At 74.0% G+C, this 18,366-nt stretch carries 18 protein-coding genes; 7 read left to right on the forward strand and 11 right to left on the reverse strand.

Annotated elements, in window-relative coordinates:
* Positions 1–79: 79 nt before the first annotated feature.
* Positions 80–1,606: a DNA-binding protein NsdB gene (locus JNO44_RS09290; protein ID WP_205362918.1), complete on the reverse strand. Its 1,527-nt coding sequence runs from the start codon at positions 1,604–1,606 to the stop codon at positions 80–82.
* 285 nt (positions 1,607–1,891) lie between these two features.
* Here JNO44_RS09290 and JNO44_RS09295 point away from each other — a divergent pair, with 285 nt between their 5' ends.
* Both JNO44_RS09295 and JNO44_RS09300 read left to right on the forward strand, forming a co-directional pair.
* The gene (locus tag JNO44_RS09295) at positions 1,892–3,028 is read left to right on the forward strand and encodes an aminoglycoside phosphotransferase family protein (protein WP_205362920.1); all 1,137 of its coding nucleotides are present in this window, start codon (positions 1,892–1,894) and stop codon (positions 3,026–3,028) included.
* 336 nt (positions 3,029–3,364) lie between these two features.
* The gene (locus JNO44_RS09300) at positions 3,365–5,383 is read left to right on the forward strand and encodes an N-acetylmuramoyl-L-alanine amidase (RefSeq protein WP_205362922.1); all 2,019 of its coding nucleotides are present in this window, start codon (positions 3,365–3,367) and stop codon (positions 5,381–5,383) included.
* Between the two features lie 88 nt (positions 5,384–5,471).
* Here the strand turns inward: JNO44_RS09300 and JNO44_RS09305 are convergent, their stop codons facing one another.
* The gene (locus tag JNO44_RS09305) at positions 5,472–5,969 is read right to left on the reverse strand and encodes a hypothetical protein (RefSeq protein WP_073447381.1); all 498 of its coding nucleotides are present in this window, start codon (positions 5,967–5,969) and stop codon (positions 5,472–5,474) included.
* A gap of 73 nt (positions 5,970–6,042) precedes the next feature.
* Positions 6,043–6,648, reverse strand: coding sequence for an ABATE domain-containing protein (locus tag JNO44_RS09310; RefSeq protein WP_205362923.1), 606 nt, complete (start codon positions 6,646–6,648; stop codon positions 6,043–6,045).
* 50 nt (positions 6,649–6,698) lie between these two features.
* Here JNO44_RS09310 and JNO44_RS09315 point away from each other — a divergent pair, with 50 nt between their 5' ends.
* From JNO44_RS09315 to JNO44_RS09325, 3 genes are read left to right on the forward strand one after another with little or no spacing between them, the layout of a single operon-like run.
* The gene (locus JNO44_RS09315) at positions 6,699–6,848 is read left to right on the forward strand and encodes a hypothetical protein (protein WP_205362924.1); all 150 of its coding nucleotides are present in this window, start codon (positions 6,699–6,701) and stop codon (positions 6,846–6,848) included.
* Positions 6,845–7,594, forward strand: a complete 750-nt coding sequence (locus JNO44_RS09320; protein ID WP_205362925.1) for a maleylpyruvate isomerase family mycothiol-dependent enzyme — start codon at positions 6,845–6,847, stop codon at positions 7,592–7,594. The genes JNO44_RS09315 and JNO44_RS09320 overlap by 4 nt, the downstream gene beginning before the upstream one ends.
* On the forward strand, positions 7,585–8,328 hold the full coding sequence (locus tag JNO44_RS09325; protein ID WP_235092753.1) for a leucine-rich repeat domain-containing protein: 744 nt from the start codon (positions 7,585–7,587) through the stop codon (positions 8,326–8,328). The genes JNO44_RS09320 and JNO44_RS09325 overlap by 10 nt, the downstream gene beginning before the upstream one ends.
* Positions 8,329–8,430: 102 nt before the next feature.
* Here JNO44_RS09325 and JNO44_RS09330 read toward each other — a convergent pair whose 3' ends face one another.
* From JNO44_RS09330 to JNO44_RS09350, 5 genes are all read right to left on the reverse strand, one after another.
* Entirely contained in the window at positions 8,431–8,673 is a 243-nt protein-coding gene (locus JNO44_RS09330; RefSeq protein ID WP_205362926.1) for a DUF397 domain-containing protein, read from the reverse strand.
* 87 nt (positions 8,674–8,760) lie between these two features.
* The gene (locus tag JNO44_RS09335; protein WP_205362927.1) at positions 8,761–9,942 is read right to left on the reverse strand and encodes a thiolase domain-containing protein; all 1,182 of its coding nucleotides are present in this window, start codon (positions 9,940–9,942) and stop codon (positions 8,761–8,763) included.
* Entirely contained in the window at positions 9,939–10,985 is a 1,047-nt protein-coding gene (locus JNO44_RS09340) for a thiolase domain-containing protein (RefSeq protein WP_205362928.1), read from the reverse strand. The genes JNO44_RS09335 and JNO44_RS09340 overlap by 4 nt, the downstream gene beginning before the upstream one ends.
* Complete coding sequence (locus JNO44_RS09345) at positions 10,985–11,932, reverse strand: Zn-ribbon domain-containing OB-fold protein (protein ID WP_205362935.1); 948 nt, start codon at positions 11,930–11,932, stop codon at positions 10,985–10,987. Before JNO44_RS09345 ends, JNO44_RS09340 begins: the two co-directional genes overlap by 1 nt.
* 24 nt (positions 11,933–11,956) lie before the next feature.
* On the reverse strand, positions 11,957–12,802 hold the full coding sequence (locus JNO44_RS09350; RefSeq protein WP_205362936.1) for a crotonase/enoyl-CoA hydratase family protein: 846 nt from the start codon (positions 12,800–12,802) through the stop codon (positions 11,957–11,959).
* 163 nt (positions 12,803–12,965) lie between these two features.
* Here JNO44_RS09350 and JNO44_RS09355 point away from each other — a divergent pair, with 163 nt between their 5' ends.
* Positions 12,966–14,594 (forward strand): acyl-CoA synthetase, encoded by a 1,629-nt coding sequence (locus JNO44_RS09355; protein ID WP_205362937.1) that lies wholly within the window; start codon positions 12,966–12,968, stop codon positions 14,592–14,594.
* Between the two features lie 59 nt (positions 14,595–14,653).
* Here the strand turns inward: JNO44_RS09355 and JNO44_RS09360 are convergent, their stop codons facing one another.
* Positions 14,654–15,283, reverse strand: a complete 630-nt coding sequence (locus JNO44_RS09360) for a chorismate mutase (RefSeq protein WP_205362938.1) — start codon at positions 15,281–15,283, stop codon at positions 14,654–14,656.
* Positions 15,284–15,407: 124 nt separating this feature from the next.
* Complete coding sequence (locus JNO44_RS09365; RefSeq protein ID WP_205362944.1) at positions 15,408–16,103, reverse strand: alpha/beta fold hydrolase; 696 nt, start codon at positions 16,101–16,103, stop codon at positions 15,408–15,410.
* Between the two features lie 121 nt (positions 16,104–16,224).
* On the opposite strand from JNO44_RS09365, the gene paaK reads away from it, so the two are divergent.
* Positions 16,225–17,562 (forward strand): phenylacetate--CoA ligase PaaK, encoded by a 1,338-nt coding sequence (paaK, locus tag JNO44_RS09370; protein WP_205362947.1) that lies wholly within the window; start codon positions 16,225–16,227, stop codon positions 17,560–17,562.
* 2 nt (positions 17,563–17,564) lie between these two features.
* Here paaK and JNO44_RS09375 read toward each other — a convergent pair whose 3' ends face one another.
* Complete coding sequence (locus JNO44_RS09375) at positions 17,565–18,365, reverse strand: VOC family protein (RefSeq protein WP_205362949.1); 801 nt, start codon at positions 18,363–18,365, stop codon at positions 17,565–17,567.
* Position 18,366 lies beyond the last annotated feature (1 nt).

An 18,366-nucleotide genomic window follows, 5' to 3' on the forward strand; every position in this document is an offset into this window, starting at 1 on the left:
GGACATCGGTCGGTGGACAAGGATCGAGGACGGGCCGCCCCACGCCGTCGGAGCGCGGGGGCGGGTCGCACGGCGGCGCTCAGAGTGAGAAGTTCGGCCCCAGCTCCGGCCCGATGCCCGGCCCCAGCGCCGTCGTCTGCCCCTTGGGCCGCGGTTTCGGCAGGACCTGCTGGAGCTCCTCACGGAGCTCCTGGATCTTGCCGCAGCCGGCGTACTGGCCGGTGAGCCGGAACATCTCCCGCAGCCGGTCCCAGGTGCGGTGCGAGGAGTTCTCACCGATGGAGACCAGCGCCAACCGGGCGTAGGTGTCGGCCTGTTCGGGGTCGCCGCCGATGAAACAGGCCGAGGCCATCGAGATGTAGTCGAAGATCTGCGACCGCTGGTGACCGTTCCTGCGCAGTTGGAGCGCCTTCTTGGCGTGCCCCTGGGCGATCCTGGCGGCAGCCGGATCGTGCTCCGCGAGGGTGCGGAAGGCCAGCGCCTGCATGCCGTGCATGTCCGCCTCGTCGAACATCTGCATCCAGGCCGGCGGCGGCACATCGCCCTTGTCCGAGACGAACAGCTCCTCGGCCTCGCCGAGGGTGCGGCGCATCGCCTGGCCGTGGCCCTTGGACGCATGGGCCCACGCCTCGATGGTGTGCAGCATGGCGCGGGTGCGCGGCAGGGTCTCCTGGCCGGAACCGGACTGGGCCAGCTTCATCAGGTCGAGGGCGTCGTCCGGGCGGCCCAGGTGGACCATCTGGCGGGCGGCGCGGGACAGTGCCTCGCCGGCGCGCGGGCGGTCGCCGCCCTCGCGGGCCGCGTGCGCGGCGATGATGAAGTACTTCTGCGCGGTGGGCTCCAGGCCCACGTCGTGCGACATCCAGCCGGCCAGCACCGCGAGGTTGGCGGCCACGCCCCAGAGCCGGCGCTGGAGGTGGTCGGGGTGGCGGTAGGCGAGCATCCCGCCGACCTCGTTGAGCTGGCCCACCACCGCTTTGCGCTGGAGGCCGCCGCCGCGGGCCGCGTCCCACCGGCGGAACACCTCGACGGAGTGCTCCAGGGCGTCGATCTCCTGTGACCCCACGGGGGCCGCCTCGTAGCGGTCGAGGCCGATCTGGTCGAGTTCGTGCAGGGATTCGTGGGCGAGCGGATCGTCGTGGCGGAGGGCCATCGGGGCGGGGTCGGTGTGCAGCCAGTCGTGCATGGCGCCGGTGAGTGCGGAGCCCGCGGCGAGCGCCGCGCCCGCCCCCACCAAGCCGCGTCGATTGAGCATGAGGTCCATTCCCGTGAATTCCGTGAGGACCGCAGCGGTCCGCTCGGGCGCCCACGGCAGACCGTCCATGGCCTGACGCTTCCCCGCGCGACCTGACCGGGCGAACCCGAGGTCCTCGATGGTTACGACACGGCCGAGGCGCTCGGTGAAGAGGGAGGCGAGGACCTTGGGCACCGGGTCCCTGGGCGTCTCGCCCATGTCGATCCAGCGCCGGACCCGCGAGGTGTCGGTCGCCAGCTGCGGATGGCCCATGGCCGCCGCCTGCCGGTTGACCAACCTCGCGAGTTCTCCCTTGGACCAGCCGGCCAGGCCGAAAAGGTCCGCGAGACGGGTGTTCGGCTCCCTGCTCACGTCAAGCCCCCAGGTTCCTCGACTGAGTTGACACTAACGGCCGCTGACATGGGCTGCGAGCATTCGCCAGGGTTCGCCAGGGTGCGCCAGATGGTCTGCCACCCGCACCCGCGTGTTCGGTAGGTGTGCAGCCCCCGGCCCGGTGACGGGACCGCATTCCCCAGGGTGCGTGCCCTGCACGGGGACCTACGGATCGGCCGCCTGTACGGGGCCCGTTCACGGGTTCCCGCCACCGGGCCGGGAGCGCACGCAACTCGTCGGCGCACGAAGGGACCTGTCTCACCCATGTATGCAGCATCGTCCGCCGTGACCGCCCCCACCCGGACGTACCGCCCGCACCCCCAAGGGAGCGGGCCGTATCTCGATCCCTCCCCGGCCGCCGGGGCGATGACCGGGCTCCCCGGCGGCCGGAACCGGCGGGCACAGGGGACGGGCACCCAACCGCTCAGCGGGAGACTCGATTTGTCCGGCCCCCAGGGCGCCCAGCTGCGCGCCGCCGTCGCCTCGGTGCACCGCATCTGCCCGGAGTTCAATCCGGTCCAGGTGCTGCGCCGCGGCGGGAAGTCCGTACTGCTCCTGGGGACGACCGGTCGGATGAGCGCCGTCGCCAAGTGTTTACTGGACCACTCCCCCGCGTGGGCCGAGAGCTTCCGGCAGGAAATAAGCGCGTACCGGGCGTTCGTCCGGCACCGTCCGCCGGTCCGGGTGCCACGGCTGGTGGCGGCCGACCCCGACAACTGCACGCTGGTGGTGGAGCGCATGCCGGGGCGGGTGGCGGCCCTGGCGCGGCACCCCTCCGAGGCCCCGCCGCGGGCCGATGTGCGGGCCGCGCTGGCGGCGATCTGCCGGGTCAACACCTGGCGTCCGCCCGCCGGGCTGTTCGACGCCCCGCTGGACTACGCCGGCCGGATCGGGCGTTATCACGATCTGGGACTGCTCACCGACCGCGACATGGGCGATCTGCAGAAGCTGCTGCACGGGCTGGCGCACACCCAGGGCCAGTTCTGCCACGGTGACGCCCTGTTGAACAACGTCCTGCTCTCGCCCGCCGGCCCGGTGCTGCTGGACTGGGACAACGCGGGCTGGTACCTGCCGGGTTACGACCTGGCGACGCTGTGGACGGTGCTCGGCGACGCGCCGGTGGCCCGCCGGCACATCAGCCAGCTCGCCCAGGCGGCGGGCACCACCGCGCGGGACGCCTTCCTGGTGAACCTCATGCTGGTGCTCACCCGCGAGATCCGGCGATACGAGACCGCGGTGCAGCGGACCATGCGCGAGCCCGCGCCGACCACCACTCCGGGGGCGGGCCACCACCCCGGGGCGCCCACGGCGGGCGAGGAGCAGCGACTGCTGCTGCGCAGGCTGCACGACGACGCGCAGATGGCGCGGCGGGCGGTGCGGGCGGCGGTCGGCACCCGCTGACCGCCGGGTGCCGACCGGTGCCAAGGGGAAATCTGTGAGCGGCGCGCCCGTACCCGGGCCGCGCCGCTCACCCGTGCGTTGGTCCATTCCACTGATGCCCCGCAGGTCCCGGGCCGACTTCGGGAAGGATCCTGGCGGTGCTGCCCTGACATGCGAAAACCCAACCGGGTGGGGTGATTGACGGCGCGTCGGCAAATCTATGGTTCTCGGCCGACCGGGGCCTTACTCTCGGGTTCTCCCGCGCGACCGCGGCCTGGCCGGTTCACCCACCACCGGGCAGGCCCTGGCACACCACCGTCACACCGCCCCGGCTCGGGCCGGCTTGAGGAGGCTGTTTTGCGAGGATCCGCACCGGAAGACGCGCCGAGAACCCGCCACCCCGCCCTGCGCAGATCCGCCACCGCCGTCGCCGCCGCGGCGCTGCTGCTGCCCCTGCTCGCCGCGGCCCCGTCCGCGCGGGCCGGCGAGCCCCCGTCCGGCGCCCTGCAGCGGGCCTTCGGCGACGCCGCCGCGCGCTACCACGTCCCGCGCAGCGTGCTGCTGGGCGTCTCGTACCTGGAGTCCCGCTGGGATGCCCACGGGGGTGCGCCCAGCGTCTCCGGGGGCTACGGGCCGATGCACCTGACCGACGCCCGGGCGGCCGTGGCGCGGGCACCGGAGTACAGCGCGGACGACGAGGACGCCCGCGGCGACGGCGCGCGGCCCCTGCGCACGGCCGGGCGGTCGCCGTCCCGGCGGGTGGCGCCGCCCGCCGAACTCCCGTACCGGCTGCGGACGTTGCCGACCGCGGCGCGGCTGACCGGGCTGCCGGCGGCGAGGCTGCGCACCGATCCGGCGGCGAACGTGCTGGGCGGGGCCGCCCTGCTGGCCGCAGCGCAGCGCGCGCTGGGGTTGCCGACCAGCAGCGACCCGGCGAAGTGGTACACGGCGGTGGCGCGCTACGGCAGCGGGGACGATCCGCGCAGCGGAGCGGCCTTCGCCCGGGACGTCTTCGGGGTGATGCGGCAGGGGCTGAGCCGCACCACGGACGCGGGCCAGCGGGTCACGCTGGCCGCGGCGCCCCGGCTGACCGCCGACGCCGCCCAAGAGAAACGTCTCAGCAGCGCCGCCACCGCCCGCCGCGCCGCCGCGTCCGGTGCCGGCGGGGCGTTGGAGTGCCCCTGGTCGGTGGCCTGCGAGTCCTGGCCGGCCCCGTACGAGCAGTACGACGACGGGACCAACTACGGCAACCACGATCTGGCCGACCGCCCGAAGGACCAGCGGATCGACACCATCGTCATCCATGACACCGAGGGGTCGTGGGAGACCACGCTGCGGCTGATCAAGGACCCCAAGTACGTGTCCTGGCACTACACCATCCGCTCGGCGGACGGGCTGATCGCGCAGCACGTGCGGACCCAGGACGTCGCCTGGCACGCGGGCAACTGGTACCTCAACTCGCACTCGATCGGCATCGAGCACGAGGGGTTCCTCGCGTCGCCGGACGCCTGGTACACGGAGGCGATGTACCGCGCCTCGGCCCGTCTGGTGAAGTACCTGGCGACGAAGTACGGCATCCCGCTGGACCGGCAGCACATCCTGGGCCACGACAACGTGCCCGGCACGGTCCCCTCGACGATCCCGGGGATGCACACCGACCCCGGCCCGTACTGGGACTGGGCGCACTACTTCACCCTGCTGGGCCGGCCGTTCGCCCGTACCGCGGGCCCGCGCGGCGGCCTGGTCACCATCCGCCCGTCCTACGACCGCAACCGGCCGGTCTACACCGACTGCGAGAAGGCCGGGCAGCCCTGTGCGGCGCACGGGTCCGGCGCGGTGCGGCTGTACACCGCGCCCAGCGAGAGCGCGCCGCTGGTCCAGGACATCGGGCTGCACCCGGACGGCGCCGCCTCCACGACCGGGGTGAACGACACCGGGGCGCGGGCCACGACCGGCCAGCGGTTCGCGGTGGCGGGCCGGTCCGGCGACTGGACGGCGATCTGGTACCTCGGGCAGCGGGCGTGGTTCCACAACCCGCGCTCGCATCCGACGGCGGTGAACGCCAAGGGTCTGGTGGCCACGCCGAAGGCGGGCCGGGCGGAGATCCCGGTCTACGGGCGGGCGTACCCGGAGAAGGAGGCGTATCCGGCGCAGGTGCCGGTACAGGCGGTCACCCCGCTGCCGTACCGGCTGCTGGCCGGCCAGGAGTACGCGGTCGGCGGGCGGGTGCGGTCGGAGTACTTCTACTCCCCGACCTTCGACGTGACCAAGCACGCGGTGGTCCGGGGCCGGGACGTGTACTACGAGATCCAGGTCGGGCACCGGGTCGGCTATGTGCGGGCGGCCGACGTGGACGTCCGGTCCTCGGGGGCGTAGCGCCCTGACGGGCGGGAACGCAACGCGCCCGGTGGTGGCCCTGGGGCCCCACCGGGCGCGTTGCGTGCGCCGCCGGTCCGCCGCCGGGTCAGCCCTGCTGGAAGAGCTCCGCGGGCAGCGGCTTGAGCAGGGCGTAGAGGTCGTCGGTGATCGGGCGGTCCCAACTGGCGATGGTGACCAGCACCCCGTCGTTCCGGTCGAACTGCACGCAGGAGATGCGGCTCTCGGAGCACTTGATGCGCTTGACGATCAGGAGGTTGTCCTGGTGCATCACGGGGGTGTCCTCGGTCTCGACGACCGTGACCGGTTCGTCGTTGCCGAGCGCCGCGAGCAGTTGGGCGACCTCGAAGGGCACCTGTCCCTCCTCGACCTCGCGGGCCGGGGAGCCCTCCGGCAGATTGCCGATGATCATCGCCGGGCCGCGGCCGCCGAACAGGTCGTAGCGCAGGAACACGCCCTGGCAGCTCCCGTCGGGCGCGGGCAGCAGCCCGGCCCCGAGATTGCCGGGCCAGTCTCCCGGGTCCATGGCGAGTACGTCGAAGTCTGGACCGGCGGGAGTGGCGCTGCGGCGGCGGAGGAAGGACATGCCGCCATCGTACGTGGCCCGGCCCGGCGCACCGCGCGGGCGCCCGCCCCCGGCGCACCGCCGTGGCGCGCTCTCAGACGTCCCCGCTCCGCCGGCGCCGCTCGTGGTGGCGGGCGACCCTGGCGCGGTTGCCGCAGGAGGGTTTGCACCACTCCTGGCGGGCGTGGTCCTTGACGAAGTACCGCACGCAGCGCGGGGCCGGGCAGGCCCGCAGCAGGTCGCGGTCCGGGCCGGCGAGGAAGGCGAGGGCGGCCCGGGCCAGTGCGGCGGTGAGCCGGTCGGCGGCGGGCGGGGCGCCGGCCGGGAGGTCGCGCAGGACGGGGGGTGCGCCGGGTTCCCAGACGAGTCGGGGGGCGGTCGGGACCCGGGCGGCGGCGGCGTTCAGTCGGGCGAGCGCCTCGTCCTCCGGGAGCAGCCGGTGGGCGTCGGCGGAGCTGGGCGGGCCGGGGCGGACGGCACGGGCGAACAGTGAGCGGACCGCGGCCCGCAGCTCCCGTACTGCGGTGAGCAGCGCCTCGTCCGCCGGGGGCGGGTCGCCCTCGGCGCAGTCCAGGGCGGCGGCCCGGTCGGCCGTCCAGGCCGCGAGCCCGGCGGCGTCGGCCAGGTCGTCGGCGACGCCGCCGTTTCCGTCGTGGCGGATGGTGACGGCGAGATCCAGAGCGAGCCGTGTTGCGTCCATGGCGCTAATGGTACGGTCTCGCTCATCCATTAACACCCGAGGGGGGAAGCATGGCTGATCTCCGTCAACTGCTGTGCGATCCGCCGGTGTTCGGGGACGGCGAGCCGCCGGACTTCGATCCGGTGGCGACGCGCGACCACAACCGGCCGGCGTACCGCCGTACCGGGACCGCATGGACGAAGGAGCTGCTGTGGCCATGACCCACCGCGCCGCCGGCACGCCGGCGGGCGCACCCCCTGCCGCCGAGGCCGTACGGGACGCCGTCGAGGCCGGGCACGCCCGGCTGCGCGCCCTGCTGCCCGGGCTCACCGACGCCGCGGTGCGCGCGCCCAGCGCCCTGCCGGGCTGGTCCCGGGCCCATGTCCTCGCGCACATCGAGGGCATCGGCCGGGCGATGGCCCGCCAGGCCCGCTACGCCCTGCGCGGGGAGCTGATCGAGCCGTACGACGGCGGGTTCCCGGCCCGCACCGCCGCCATCGAGGAGGGCGCCCGGCGCGACGCCGCGGCGCTGCGGACGGCGGTCGGCGACGCGCTGGCGGAGGCGTCCGCGGCCTGGGCGGCGGTCGGTCCGGACGACTGGTCCCGCCCGGTGCGCTACCGCGACGGCGCGCTGCGCGACGCGCTGCTGGCCTGGTGGCGGGAGCTGGTGATCCACACGTCGGACGCCGACCTGGGGCACGGGACGGACCAGTGGCCGCCGGAGCTGTGCCACCACCTCCTGGCCCATCTGGCGCCCCGGGCGCCCGAGGGCGTCCGACTGGTGCTGGAACCGGCGGGCGAGGCGGCGGCGCTGCGGTACGGTCCCGCCGACGCGCCGGTGGTGACCGTGCGCGGTCCGCTCACCGCGCTCGCGGCCTGGCTGGCCGGCCGCGCCCCGCACACCCCGCTCGGGTGCGTGCGGGCGGGCGTCGCCGGTCCGCTGCCGGAACTGCGGCCGTGGCCCTGAGGCCGCGGCCCGCTCCGGGGCACCTCAACTACTGGCGGGCGGGCCTGGGTTCGGTACCGGAGGAGGTGTGGCGGCACCAGGGCTGCGAGGTCCTGATCCTGGCCGACAACCGCCTCACCCGGCTCCCCGCCGGCCTCGGCCGACTGCGCCGCCTGCACACCCTCGACCTCGGGCACAACGCGCTCACCGAGCTGCCCGAGGAGATCGGCGCGCTGGCCGGCAGCCTGACCCGCTTCCTCTACGTCCACGACAACCGCCTCACCGCCCTGCCGGACGCGCTGTGCCGGCTGGACCGGCTGGGGTATCTCAACGCCGGGGACAATCCGCTCGGGCGCCTGCCGGAGGGGATCGGGGCGATGGCCGGATTGGTCGAACTCCGGGTGCAGCGGGCGGGGTTGACGGCCCTTCCCGAGTCGGTGGGACGGCTGCGCGGGCTCCGTGAGCTGTGGCTGGGCGGCAATGCGCTGACCGGGCTGCCGGACGGGGTCGCCGGGCTCGGCGCGCTGCGCGAGCTGGAGCTGCGCGACAACGCGCTGCCGCACGTCCCCGGGGCGCTGCGCGGACTGCCCCTGCTGCGACGGCTGGACCTGCGCGGCAATCGGATCGACGCGCTGCCGCCGTGGATCGCCGGGCTGCCGTCCCTGGAGAAGCTGGATCTGCGCTGGAACGCGGTGGACGACGCGGCGGCGCCGGTCCGGGCGCTGCGGGAGCGGGGGTGCGTGGTGCTCACGTGACGGGCCGGCCCTCGCCGTCGGGCGGGGCCGGCCTCGGTCGTCACGCGCCGGTGGCAGTCCGATCGGACCTGCCCGGGTCGGACCTGCCGGGATCAGGTCGGGTCAGGTCAGGTCGAATTCGCCCGCACGGGCGCCGAGGACGAAGCCGCGCCACTCCCCGGGGGTGAAGATCAACGCCGGGATCTCCGGGCTGCGGCCGTTGCGCATCGCGACATAGCCCTCGACGAAGGCGATCTGGACGTCTCCCCCCACGCCCCGCGTGCTCGTCTGCCACTCCGCGTGGGTGAGGTCGAGTGCGGGCCTGGGCCCGCCCGCGAGCCGCTGGTCGGTGATCGTGTCGGCCACGTAACCACTCCTCCCGGTCGTCGTCGGTGGCCAGGGTAACGACTGGACCCTGGGACGGACAGGGGACGTCCGGCCGCTGCGGGGCCGTCACCCGACCGGGGCCTCGGCGCCCACCAGCCACATCGAGAAGAACTGTGCGCCGCCGCCGTAGGCGTGCCCCAACGCCCGCCGGGCGCCGTCCACCTGGTGCTCGCCGGCCTGGCCGCGGACCTGGAGGGCGGCCTCGGCGAAGCGGAGCATTCCGGAGGCGCCGATGGGGTTGGTGGAGAGCACCCCGCCGGAGGGGTTGACGGGCAGGTCGCCGTCGAGTGCGGTGGCGCCTGACTCGGTGAGCTTCCAGCCCTCGCCCTCCGCGGCGAAGCCCAGGTTCTCCAGCCACATCGGCTCGTACCAGGAGAACGGGACGTACATCTCGACGGCGTCGATCTGGCGGCGCGGATCGGTGATGCCGGCCTGCCGGTAGACGTCCGCCGCACAGTCCTTGCCGGCCTGCGGGGAGACGAAGTCCTTGCCTGCGAAGAGGGTCGGTTCGCTGCGCATCGCCCCGCCGTGCACCCAGGCCGGCGGGCGCGGGGCGCGGGCCGCGCCGGCCCGGTCGGTGAGGACCATGGCGCAGGCGCCGTCGGAGGAGGGGCAGGTCTCGGAGTAGCGGATCGGGTCCCAGAGCATCGGCGAGGACTGGACCTTCTCCAGGGTCAGGTCGTGCTCGTGGAGGTGGGCGTAGGGGTTCTTCAGGGCGTTGCGGCGGTCCTTGTAGGCGACCAGGGAGCCGATGGCGTCGGGGGCCCCGGTGCGCCGCATGTAGGCGCGGACGTGCGGGGCGAAGAACCCGCCGGCGCCGGCCAGCAGCGGCTGCTGGAACGGGATCGGCAGGGACAGCCCCCACATCGCGTTGGATTCGGACTGCTTCTCGAAGGCGAGGGTGAGGACCGTGCGGTGCACCCGGGCGGCGACGAGGTTGGCGGCGACCAGGGCGGTGGAGCCGCCGACCGAGCCGGCTGTGTGCACCCGGAGCATCGGTTTGCCGACGGCGCCGAGCGCGTCGGCGAGGTACAGCTCGGGCATCATCACCCCCTCGAAGAAGTCGGGGGCCTTGCCGATCACCACGGCGTCGATCTCCGCCCAGGTCAACTCGGCGTCCGCCAGGGCGCGTTGGGCGGCCTCCCGGACGAGTCCGGCGATCGAGACGTCGCGCCGGGCGGCGACGTGCTTGGTCTGACCGACGCCGACGACGGCCACCGGCTCCTTCGCGGTCGCTGCGTTGCTCATCGCTCCCCCTCCAGGACGGCGACCAGGTTCTGCTGCAGGCAGGGCCCCGAGGTGGCGTGCGCCAGGGCGCGGTCGGAGGCGCCGCGGTGGATGGCGGCGGCGGCCTCCCCGAGGCGGATCAGCCCGGCCGCCATCACGGGGTTGGCGGCCAACGCGCCGCCGGACGGGTTGACGCGGACCGTGCCGCCGGCGGCGTCGAGGCGCAGCGCGCGGCGCAGCACGACCTCCTGGGAGGTGAACGGGGCGTGCAGTTCCGCGGTGTCCACCGGCGCCTCGAAGGCTCCGGCGCGTTCGGCGGCGAGCCGGGTGGAGGGCGAGTCGGTCAGGTCGCGGACGCCCAGGCTGTGCGCCTCGATGCGGTGGTCGATGCCGCGGATCCAGGCGGGGCGGTCGACCAGGCGGCGGGCGGTGTCGCCGGCGGCGAGGATCACCGCGGCGGCGCCGTCCACGACCGGCGGGCAGTCGCCGGTGCGCAGCGGTCCGACGAGCTGCCGGCCGGGGTCGGCGTCCGTGCCGCCGCGGCTGCGCGCGCCGATCCCGGCCAGTTCGCGGGCGTCGGTGATCCCGGTGTCGATCAGGGCCTGGGCCTGGAGGGCGGCGAGCGCCACCGAGTCGGGCCAGAGCGGCGCGACGTAGTACGGATCGAGCTGGCGGGTGAGGACCTCGCGCAGGTCGCCGGGCGAGGACTTGCCGTAGGCGTAGACCAGTGCGGTGTCGGCCTCGCCGGTGAGGATCTTGACCCAGGCTTCGTACAGCGCCCAGGCGCCGTCCATCTCGACGTGGGACTCGGCGATCGGCGGCCAGGCCCCGACGCCGTCCAGGGCCATGGTGAAGGAGAAGGCGCGGCCGGCGAGGTAGTCGGAGGAGCCGGAGCAGGTGAAGTCGATGTCCCGGGCCTTCAGGCCGGTCTGCGCAAGCACGTCGTGCAGGACCGGCATCAGCATCTCGACCTCGGAGGTCTCCGCGCTGTCCGGGACGTGCTCGCTCTGCCCGAAGGCGACGACGGCGACCTCGCGCACCGGGCCGCGCACTGGCTCGGACATCAGATCAGCTCCTTGTAGCTGTCGTAGTCGGCGTCGGGCTCGCCGGCGGGGCGGTAGTGGTCGGGGAACCGTGCGCCCTCGGTCCATACGGGTTCGACGCGCAGCCCCATCCGCACCTGGTCGTAGGGGATGCCGCCGATCCGGGCGTGCAGCGCCAGGTCGGCGCCGTCCAGGGCGATGTGGGCGTAGACGTAGGGCACCTCGATGTCGAGGTTGCGGGCCTTGATGTTGACGATGCAGAAGGTGGTGACGGTGCCGCGGGGGCCGACCTCGACCTGCTCGTCGGTCGCCACGCCGCAGGTGGGGCAGGCACCGCGGGGTGGCACGTACACCTTGCGGCAGGCCGGGCAGCGTTCGCCGACGGTCTTCCGTTCGGCGAGCGCCTGGATGTAGCGGGACTGGGCGCCGCCGGGCGCGTAGGCGTAGTCGAGCCGGGCCGGGGCGGTGATACCGGTGACGGGATCGGCGAACTCACCGCTGTGTGAGGTGACTTGATACTCGGCCGCCGCACCGTCGGCGGGCTCGAAGCAGGCGATGTCGGTGATGGCGCCGGTGCGTGCGACGGCCCAGCGGATCCGGACCCGCATCCCGGTGCGCACGGCCTCCGGTGCGGGCGCGGCGAGGGCGTGCAGCAGGGCGGTGTCGGCGCCGTCGAGCCGGACCAGGACCCAGGCGAAGGGGGTGGTCAGCGGCTGGCCGCGGCGCGGGGAGGGGTTCCAGGCCCAGGTGGTGACGGTGCCGGTCGGGGCGACCTCGACCAGGTCGCGCAGTTCGTCGGCGGTGACCGGGTCGTACTCGACGGGCGGCACCACCACCCGGCCGTCGCGGGCCCGGATCCCGAGGACGGTGCGTTCGCGCAGTCCGGTGAGGAAGGCGCCCTGGACCGGCCCGAGCGAGCGGGTGAAGGGGAATTCCACGACGAGCGGTGCGGTGAGGACCTCTGACATGGCGGACTCCTCGGTCGGGTGGGATCAGGCGCGCCGGAAGACCGGTGGCCGCTTCTCGGCGAAGGCGCGGGAGCCCTCCTTGGCGTCGGCGGTGTCGAAGATCGGCCAGCCGCGGGCGAGTTCGGCGGCCAGCCCGTCGGCCTCGGTCAGTTCCGCGGTCTCGTAGACGGACGCCTTGACCGCCTCGACGGCGAGCGGGCCGCAGGCGTTGATCCGTTCGGCGATCTCCAGGGCCTTCTCCAGTGCGGTGCCGTCGGGGACGACGTGGCCGATCAGGCCGATCCGGGCGGCCTCGGGCGCCGGGTAGGGGCGGCCGGTGAGCAGCATCTCCAGGGCGTGGGTGCGGGGGATCTGGCGGGCCAGGCGGACGGTGGAGCCGCCGATGGGGAACAGGCCGCGCCGGACCTCGTAGAGCCCGAAGGTGGCGCCCTCGCCGGCGACCCGGATGTCGGTGCCCTGGAGGATCTCGGTGCCGCCGGCGACGCAGTGGCCCTCGACGGCGGCGATCACCGGTTTGCGCGGGCGGTGGTGGCGCAGCATCGCCTTCCAGTGCAGGTCGGGGTCGGCGCGCAGCCGTTCCCGGTACGCCTCGCCGGTCATCCCGCCGCCGGCCAGCGCCTTGAGGTCCATGCCGGCACAGAAGGAGCCGCCGGCGCCGGTCAGCACGATCGACCGGATGCCGTCGTCGGCGTCGGCGGCGAGCCAGCCGTCATGGAGGCCGACGAGCATCGGCAGGGACAGCGCGTTCTTCGCCTCCGGCCGGTTGAGGGTGAGCACCAGTGTCGCGCCGGTGCGCGTCACGGTGAGGTGTTCGGTGCCCGCGTCCTCCGGCCGAGCCGGTGCGGTCGCGGCGTGTTCGGTCCCGCCCATTCCGTCCTCCCGTCTCACGACGTAGAACAGGTTGCAGTAGCCGCACGGCGAGTTCAAGGCTTTTCTGACGACCAGTCAGTTTTCTTGGTCGGGGCCCTTCCCTGCGCTACGCCACGACGCTCTAATGACGCCCGAGCCGACGCCCGCCCGGTCTGGAGGAGCCATGGAGTACAACCTCGCCGACCTCTTCGAGTCGATCGTCGACACCGTCCCCGACCGCGAGGCGCTGGTGCACCTCGACCATCCGGGCACCGGCGCCGAGCGGCGACTGACCTACGCGGAGCTGGACCGGGCCGCCAACCGCCTGGCCCACCACCTCTCCGACCACGGCGTCGGCCCCGGCGACCACGTCGGCCTGCACCTCTACAACGGCGTCGAGTACCTCCAGACCGCCTACGCCTGCCTGAAGATCCGCGCCGTCCCGGTCAACGTCAACTACCGCTATGTCGAGGAGGAGTTGGCCTACCTCTACCGCGACGCCGACCTGGTGGCACTGGTCTTCGACGGGGAGTTCACCGAGCGGGTCGCCGGGGTGCTGCCGCAGGCGCCGAGGCTGCGGCACCTGGTGCGGGTCGGCGCCCCGCCCGCGGGGGCCGCCGAGCCGTCGATCGCGCCGGTGCCGCTGGCGCAGGCCGTGGCGGCCGGCTCCCCCGCCCGCGGCTTCGGGCCGCGCTCCGCCGACGACCGGATCGTCATCTACACCGGCGGGACCACCGGAATGCCCAAGGGCGTCGTCTGGCGCCACGAGGACATCTTCTTCTCCGGGATGGGCGGCGGCGCGCCGACCGGGGAGCCGGTCGGCCGCCCTCAGGAACTGGCCGAGCGGGTGGCGGCCGGCGGCGAGGGCCTGGTCTTCTTCCCGACGCCGCCGCTGATGCACGGCACCTCGACGCTCACCGCGTTCATCGCCTTCCACTTCGGCCAGAAGGTCGTCGTCCACCGCAAGTTCGTGCCCGAGGAGGTGTTGCGGACCATCGAGCGGGAGCGGGTCACCAGCGTCTCCCTGGTGGGCGACGCGATGCTGCGGCCGCTGGTGGACGCCCTTGCCGGACCGCTCAAGGGGACCGACTGCTCGTCCCTGTTCAGCGTCAGCAGCTCCGGGGCGATCCTCTCCGACACGGTCCGCGCCCAGTTCGCCGCGCTGGTGCCGAACGCGTTACTGCTGAACAACTTCGGCTCCTCGGAGTCCGGATTCAACGGCACCGCCACCGACGACTCCGGCCCGGACAAGGGCTTCCGGCTGAACGTCAACTCCCGGATGGCCGTGGTGGATCCGGCCACCCACCGGCGCTCAGCGGTCGGCGAACCGGGCCGGCTCGCGCTGCGCGGCCACGTCCCGCTCGGCTACCACAACGACCCGCACAAGACCGCCGAGACGTTCTTCGAGGCCGACGGCGATCGGTGGGTGCTGCTCGGCGACATGGCCACCCTCGGCGCCGACGGCGTGGTCACCGTGCTCGGCCGGGGCTCGCAGTGCATCAACTCCGGCGGGGAGAAGATCTATCCGGAGGAGGTCGAGCAGGCCCTCAAGGCGCATCCGGACGTCTACGACGCGCTGGTGGCCGGCGTCCCGGACGACCGCTGGGGCAACCGGGTCGCCGCTGTCGTCCAACTCCGCCCGGGTGCTGGCCCGTTGGACCTCACCGTCCTCCAGACGCACTGCCGGACCCGGCTGGCCGGCTACAAGGTGCCGCGCCAGGTCGTCTTCGCCGACCGCATCCAGCGGTCGCCCAGCGGCAAGGCGGACTACCGCTGGGCGAAGGCGGTGGCGGCGGGCGAACGGGAGGCGTGAGCGACCGACCGGGCGGCGGGCGCAACGTTGCGGGCCCCAGCTCGTGTCCACATCGCGCCCTAGCCCCCGCAGACCGAGCGCAGCGACCGGGCCAGCCCCGCCGCGTGCAGCGCGTCCAGCCGGCGCTCGTGGCCCACCCACAGCGCGGACAGCGCCAGCCGCGGCGCGCAGCCGGGCGCCGTGCGGGCCTGCGGGGACGCGGCGATGGCCCGCACCAGCTCCCCGTTGATGCGGTTGATCTCCGTGCGGATCCGCGCGAGGTCCGGCCGGGTGGTGGGCGCCTGCGCCGGGTCGGCGGTCCAGCGGCGGTGCAGACCGCGCTGGACGACCTTGCTCGCCTCGATCTGGTCCCGGAAGATCCGCACGGTCGCGGCCGGGTCGGCGCCCAGCCGGCGGGCCAGGGCCGCCACCGCGTCCAGCACCTCCCGCTCCCGCGCCGGGTCGTCGATCGGGCCGCCGGTGCCCCACTTGGCGGCGGCCACCAGATCGGCGGTGGCCAGCCGCTCGGCGGAGAGCGCGACCAGCGGCCGGAGTTGCCCGATCGGCGCGGGTGCGGCACCGACCGGCGCGCTCACCGGACGCGCGGCCCCGGCGGCCGGCGCCGCGACGGCGCTCCCGGCCCCGGCGAACAGCACCGCCGCGGCGGTCCCGGCGAGCAGCGCACGGCGTATCGAGGTGGTCACCTGCACATCGAGCCTTTCTGGGAACCGCGGCCCGGCGAACGGCGCGCGGGCCACGGGGGGTTGCGGATGCCGGGAGCCTACGGCCGCCCCGGCCTGCGCGCCAGGCGCCGTCCGCCGCCCCGCCGGGCTCTCACCGGCCGCCCGCCAGGAACGACGTGACCGCCGCCAGGTACGCGGCCGGCCGCTCCTCGTGGACGAGGTGGCCGGCGTCGATGGTGACCAGGCGGGCGTTGGGGATGGCGCCGGCCAGTTCGACGAGGTGGTGCTGGGGGATGTGACTGGTGGGGCCGCCGGCGATGACGAGGGTGGGGGCGGTGATGGCGGGCAGGCCGTCGCGCCAGTGCGGGGCGGGGGCGTTCCGTTCGGCCACCACGGCGATCTTGGCCTGCCAGTCGAAGGTCGGCGGGCCGGGCGGCGGCTCGGGGACCTCCTGCGGCGGGTCGGCGGGGACCGGCGGAGCGGGCTCCTCCACGATCAGGCGGGTGACCAGGTCCGGGCGGTGGGCGGCCAGCAGGAGGGCGGCGGTGGCCCCCGCGGAGTGGCCGACGAGGGTGACGGGGCCGAGGCCGAGCGTCTCGACGAAGCCGATCGCGTCGTCCCGCCAGCGCTCGAATCCGTACTCCCCCGGCCAGTCGCTGCGGCCGTGTCCGCGCTGGTCGAGGGCGAGGACCCGGTGCGTGGTGGCCAGTCGCCCGACCACGCCGCGCCAGTCCTCGCCGTCCTCCCCGAGGCAGTGCAGCAGGATCGCCGGCGGCGCGTCCGCCGCGCCCCATCCGCGGTACGCCAGCCGGACGTCGCCCACCTGCACCTTCCGTATGTCACCCATGCGCCCGACGCTACCCGTGGGCCTTCCTCGGCACGCCCCTTGACGTGTTCGCCGCGCGCTGATTACTTGGACCCGCACGCAGCTACCGAATGATCGGTAGGGAAACGAGGCGGTGAGATCCATGCCGGAAACGGCGACGGACAGCGGGGCGAACCTCGGGGCCTGCGGGACCGACTGGTGCGACGACGCGGAGCGGCTCTCGACGGACGCCCTGCACACGCTCCAAGTCAGCCGGCTACGGGCCACGTTGCGGCACGCCTACGAAAACGTCCCCTTCTACCGCGAGGCGTTCGACCGGGCGGGGGTACGTCCCGAGGACTGCCGCTCGACGGCGGACCTGGCCCGCTTCCCGTTCACCGTCAAGGACGATCTGCGGGCGCACTACCCGTTCGGGATGTTCGCCGTCCCCAGGGAGCGGGTGCGGCGGCTGCACGCCTCCAGCGGCACCACCGGGCGGCCGACGGTCGTGGGCTACACCGAGCGGGACCTCTCGGACTGGGCGGACCTGGTGGCCCGTTCGATCCGCGCGGCGGGCGGCCGACCGGGGCACACCGTCCACATCGCCTACGGGTACGGGTTGTTCACCGGCGGACTCGGGGCGCACTACGGCGCGGAGCGGCTCGGCTGCACGGTCGTCCCGGCGTCCGGCGGGATGACCAGCCGTCAGGTGCGGCTCATCCAGGACTTCCGCCCCGAGATCATCATGGTCACGCCGTCCTACATGCTCACCCTGCTCGACGAGTTCGAGCGGCAGGGCGTGGACCCCCGTTCGACCTCGCTGAAGGTCGGCATCTTCGGCGCCGAGCCCTGGACCCAGGAGATGCGCCGGGAGATCGAGGAGAGGTTCGCCATCGACGCCGTCGACATCTACGGCCTGTCGGAGGTGATGGGCCCCGGCGTGGCACAGGAGTGCGTGGAGACCAAGGACGGACTGCACATCTGGGAGGACCACTTCTATCCCGAGGTGGTCGATCCGATCACCGGGGAGGTGCTGCCGGACGGCGAGCACGGCGAACTGGTCCTCACCTCCCTGACCAAGGAGGCGATGCCGGTCATCCGCTACCGCACCCGGGATCTGACCCGACTGCTGCCCGGCACCGCCCGCCCGGCCTTCCGCCGCATGGAGAAGGTCACCGGGCGCAGCGACGACATGATCATCCTGCGCGGGGTCAATCTCTTCCCGGCGCAGATCGAGGAGATCGTGCTGCGCACCCCGGGGGTCGCCCCGCACTTCCAGCTCCGGCTGACCCGCGAGGGCCGGCTGGACGAGCTGACCGTCCGCGCCGAGGCCCGACCGGGCGCCACGGCGGACGACCGGACGGCCGCCGCCGACCGGATCGCCCGCGGCGTGAAGGACGGCATCGGCGTCACGGTCGCCGTCGAGATCGTCGATCCGGAGACGCTGGAGCGCTCGGTCGGGAAGTTCAAGCGCATCGTGGACGCGCGCCGGAGCGGGTGACGTCAGGTCATCGACGGGTCCCCCTTGATCAGCGCGAAGGGGGCGCCCGCCGGATCCATCAGCATCGCCAGCCGGCCGACGCCGGGCACGTCCATCGGGGCGATGAGCGGCGTACCGCCGTGCTGGACGGCGGCGTTGAAGGTGGCGTCGCAGTCGGTCACGCCGAAGTACGGGTGCCACTCGGGCGTCGAGCCGGCGTCCAGATTCTCCTGCGGGAGCTGCATGATGCCGCCGTGCGCGGTGTCCTCGCCCTGTCCGGCGCCGGGGGCGGAGGCGATGCTGTAGACGGGGCCGCCGCCCATCGGCATGTCCTGGTAGCTCCATGAGAACACCGAGGCGTAGAACTCCTTGGCCGCGGCGGCGTCGGTGGTGTAGAGCTCCGTCCAACACAGGGTGTCGGGCTCCATGACCGCCTCCAGGCCCTTGACCTCGCCGGGCTGCCAGACGGCGAAGTCGGCGCCGGTCGGATCGGTGAGCATGGCCAGCCGGCCGGCGGTGAAGACGTCCATCGGCGCGACCCGGACCCGGCCGCCGGCCTGCTCCACCGCCTTGCAGGTGGCGTTCGCGTCCGCGGTGTGGAAGTACGGCGTCCAGGACGGGCTCGCGCCCTCCTCCGTCAGCGGGCCGACCGCGCCGACCGTTCTGCCGTCGAGCTGGAAGAAGCCGTAGCCGCCGCTCTCCGGGCCGGCCGACTGGAAGGTCCAGCCGAACACCGCGGAGTAGAAGGCCGCGGCGGCGTCGACGTCGGGCGCGCCGAGGTCGAGCCAGTTCGGCGAGCCCGGGACGAAGTGGGTCGTCAGCATC

The sequence above is a fragment of the Streptomyces noursei genome (genome assembly GCF_016917755.1).
Taxonomy (GTDB): Bacteria; Actinomycetota; Actinomycetes; order Streptomycetales; family Streptomycetaceae; genus Streptomyces; species Streptomyces yunnanensis.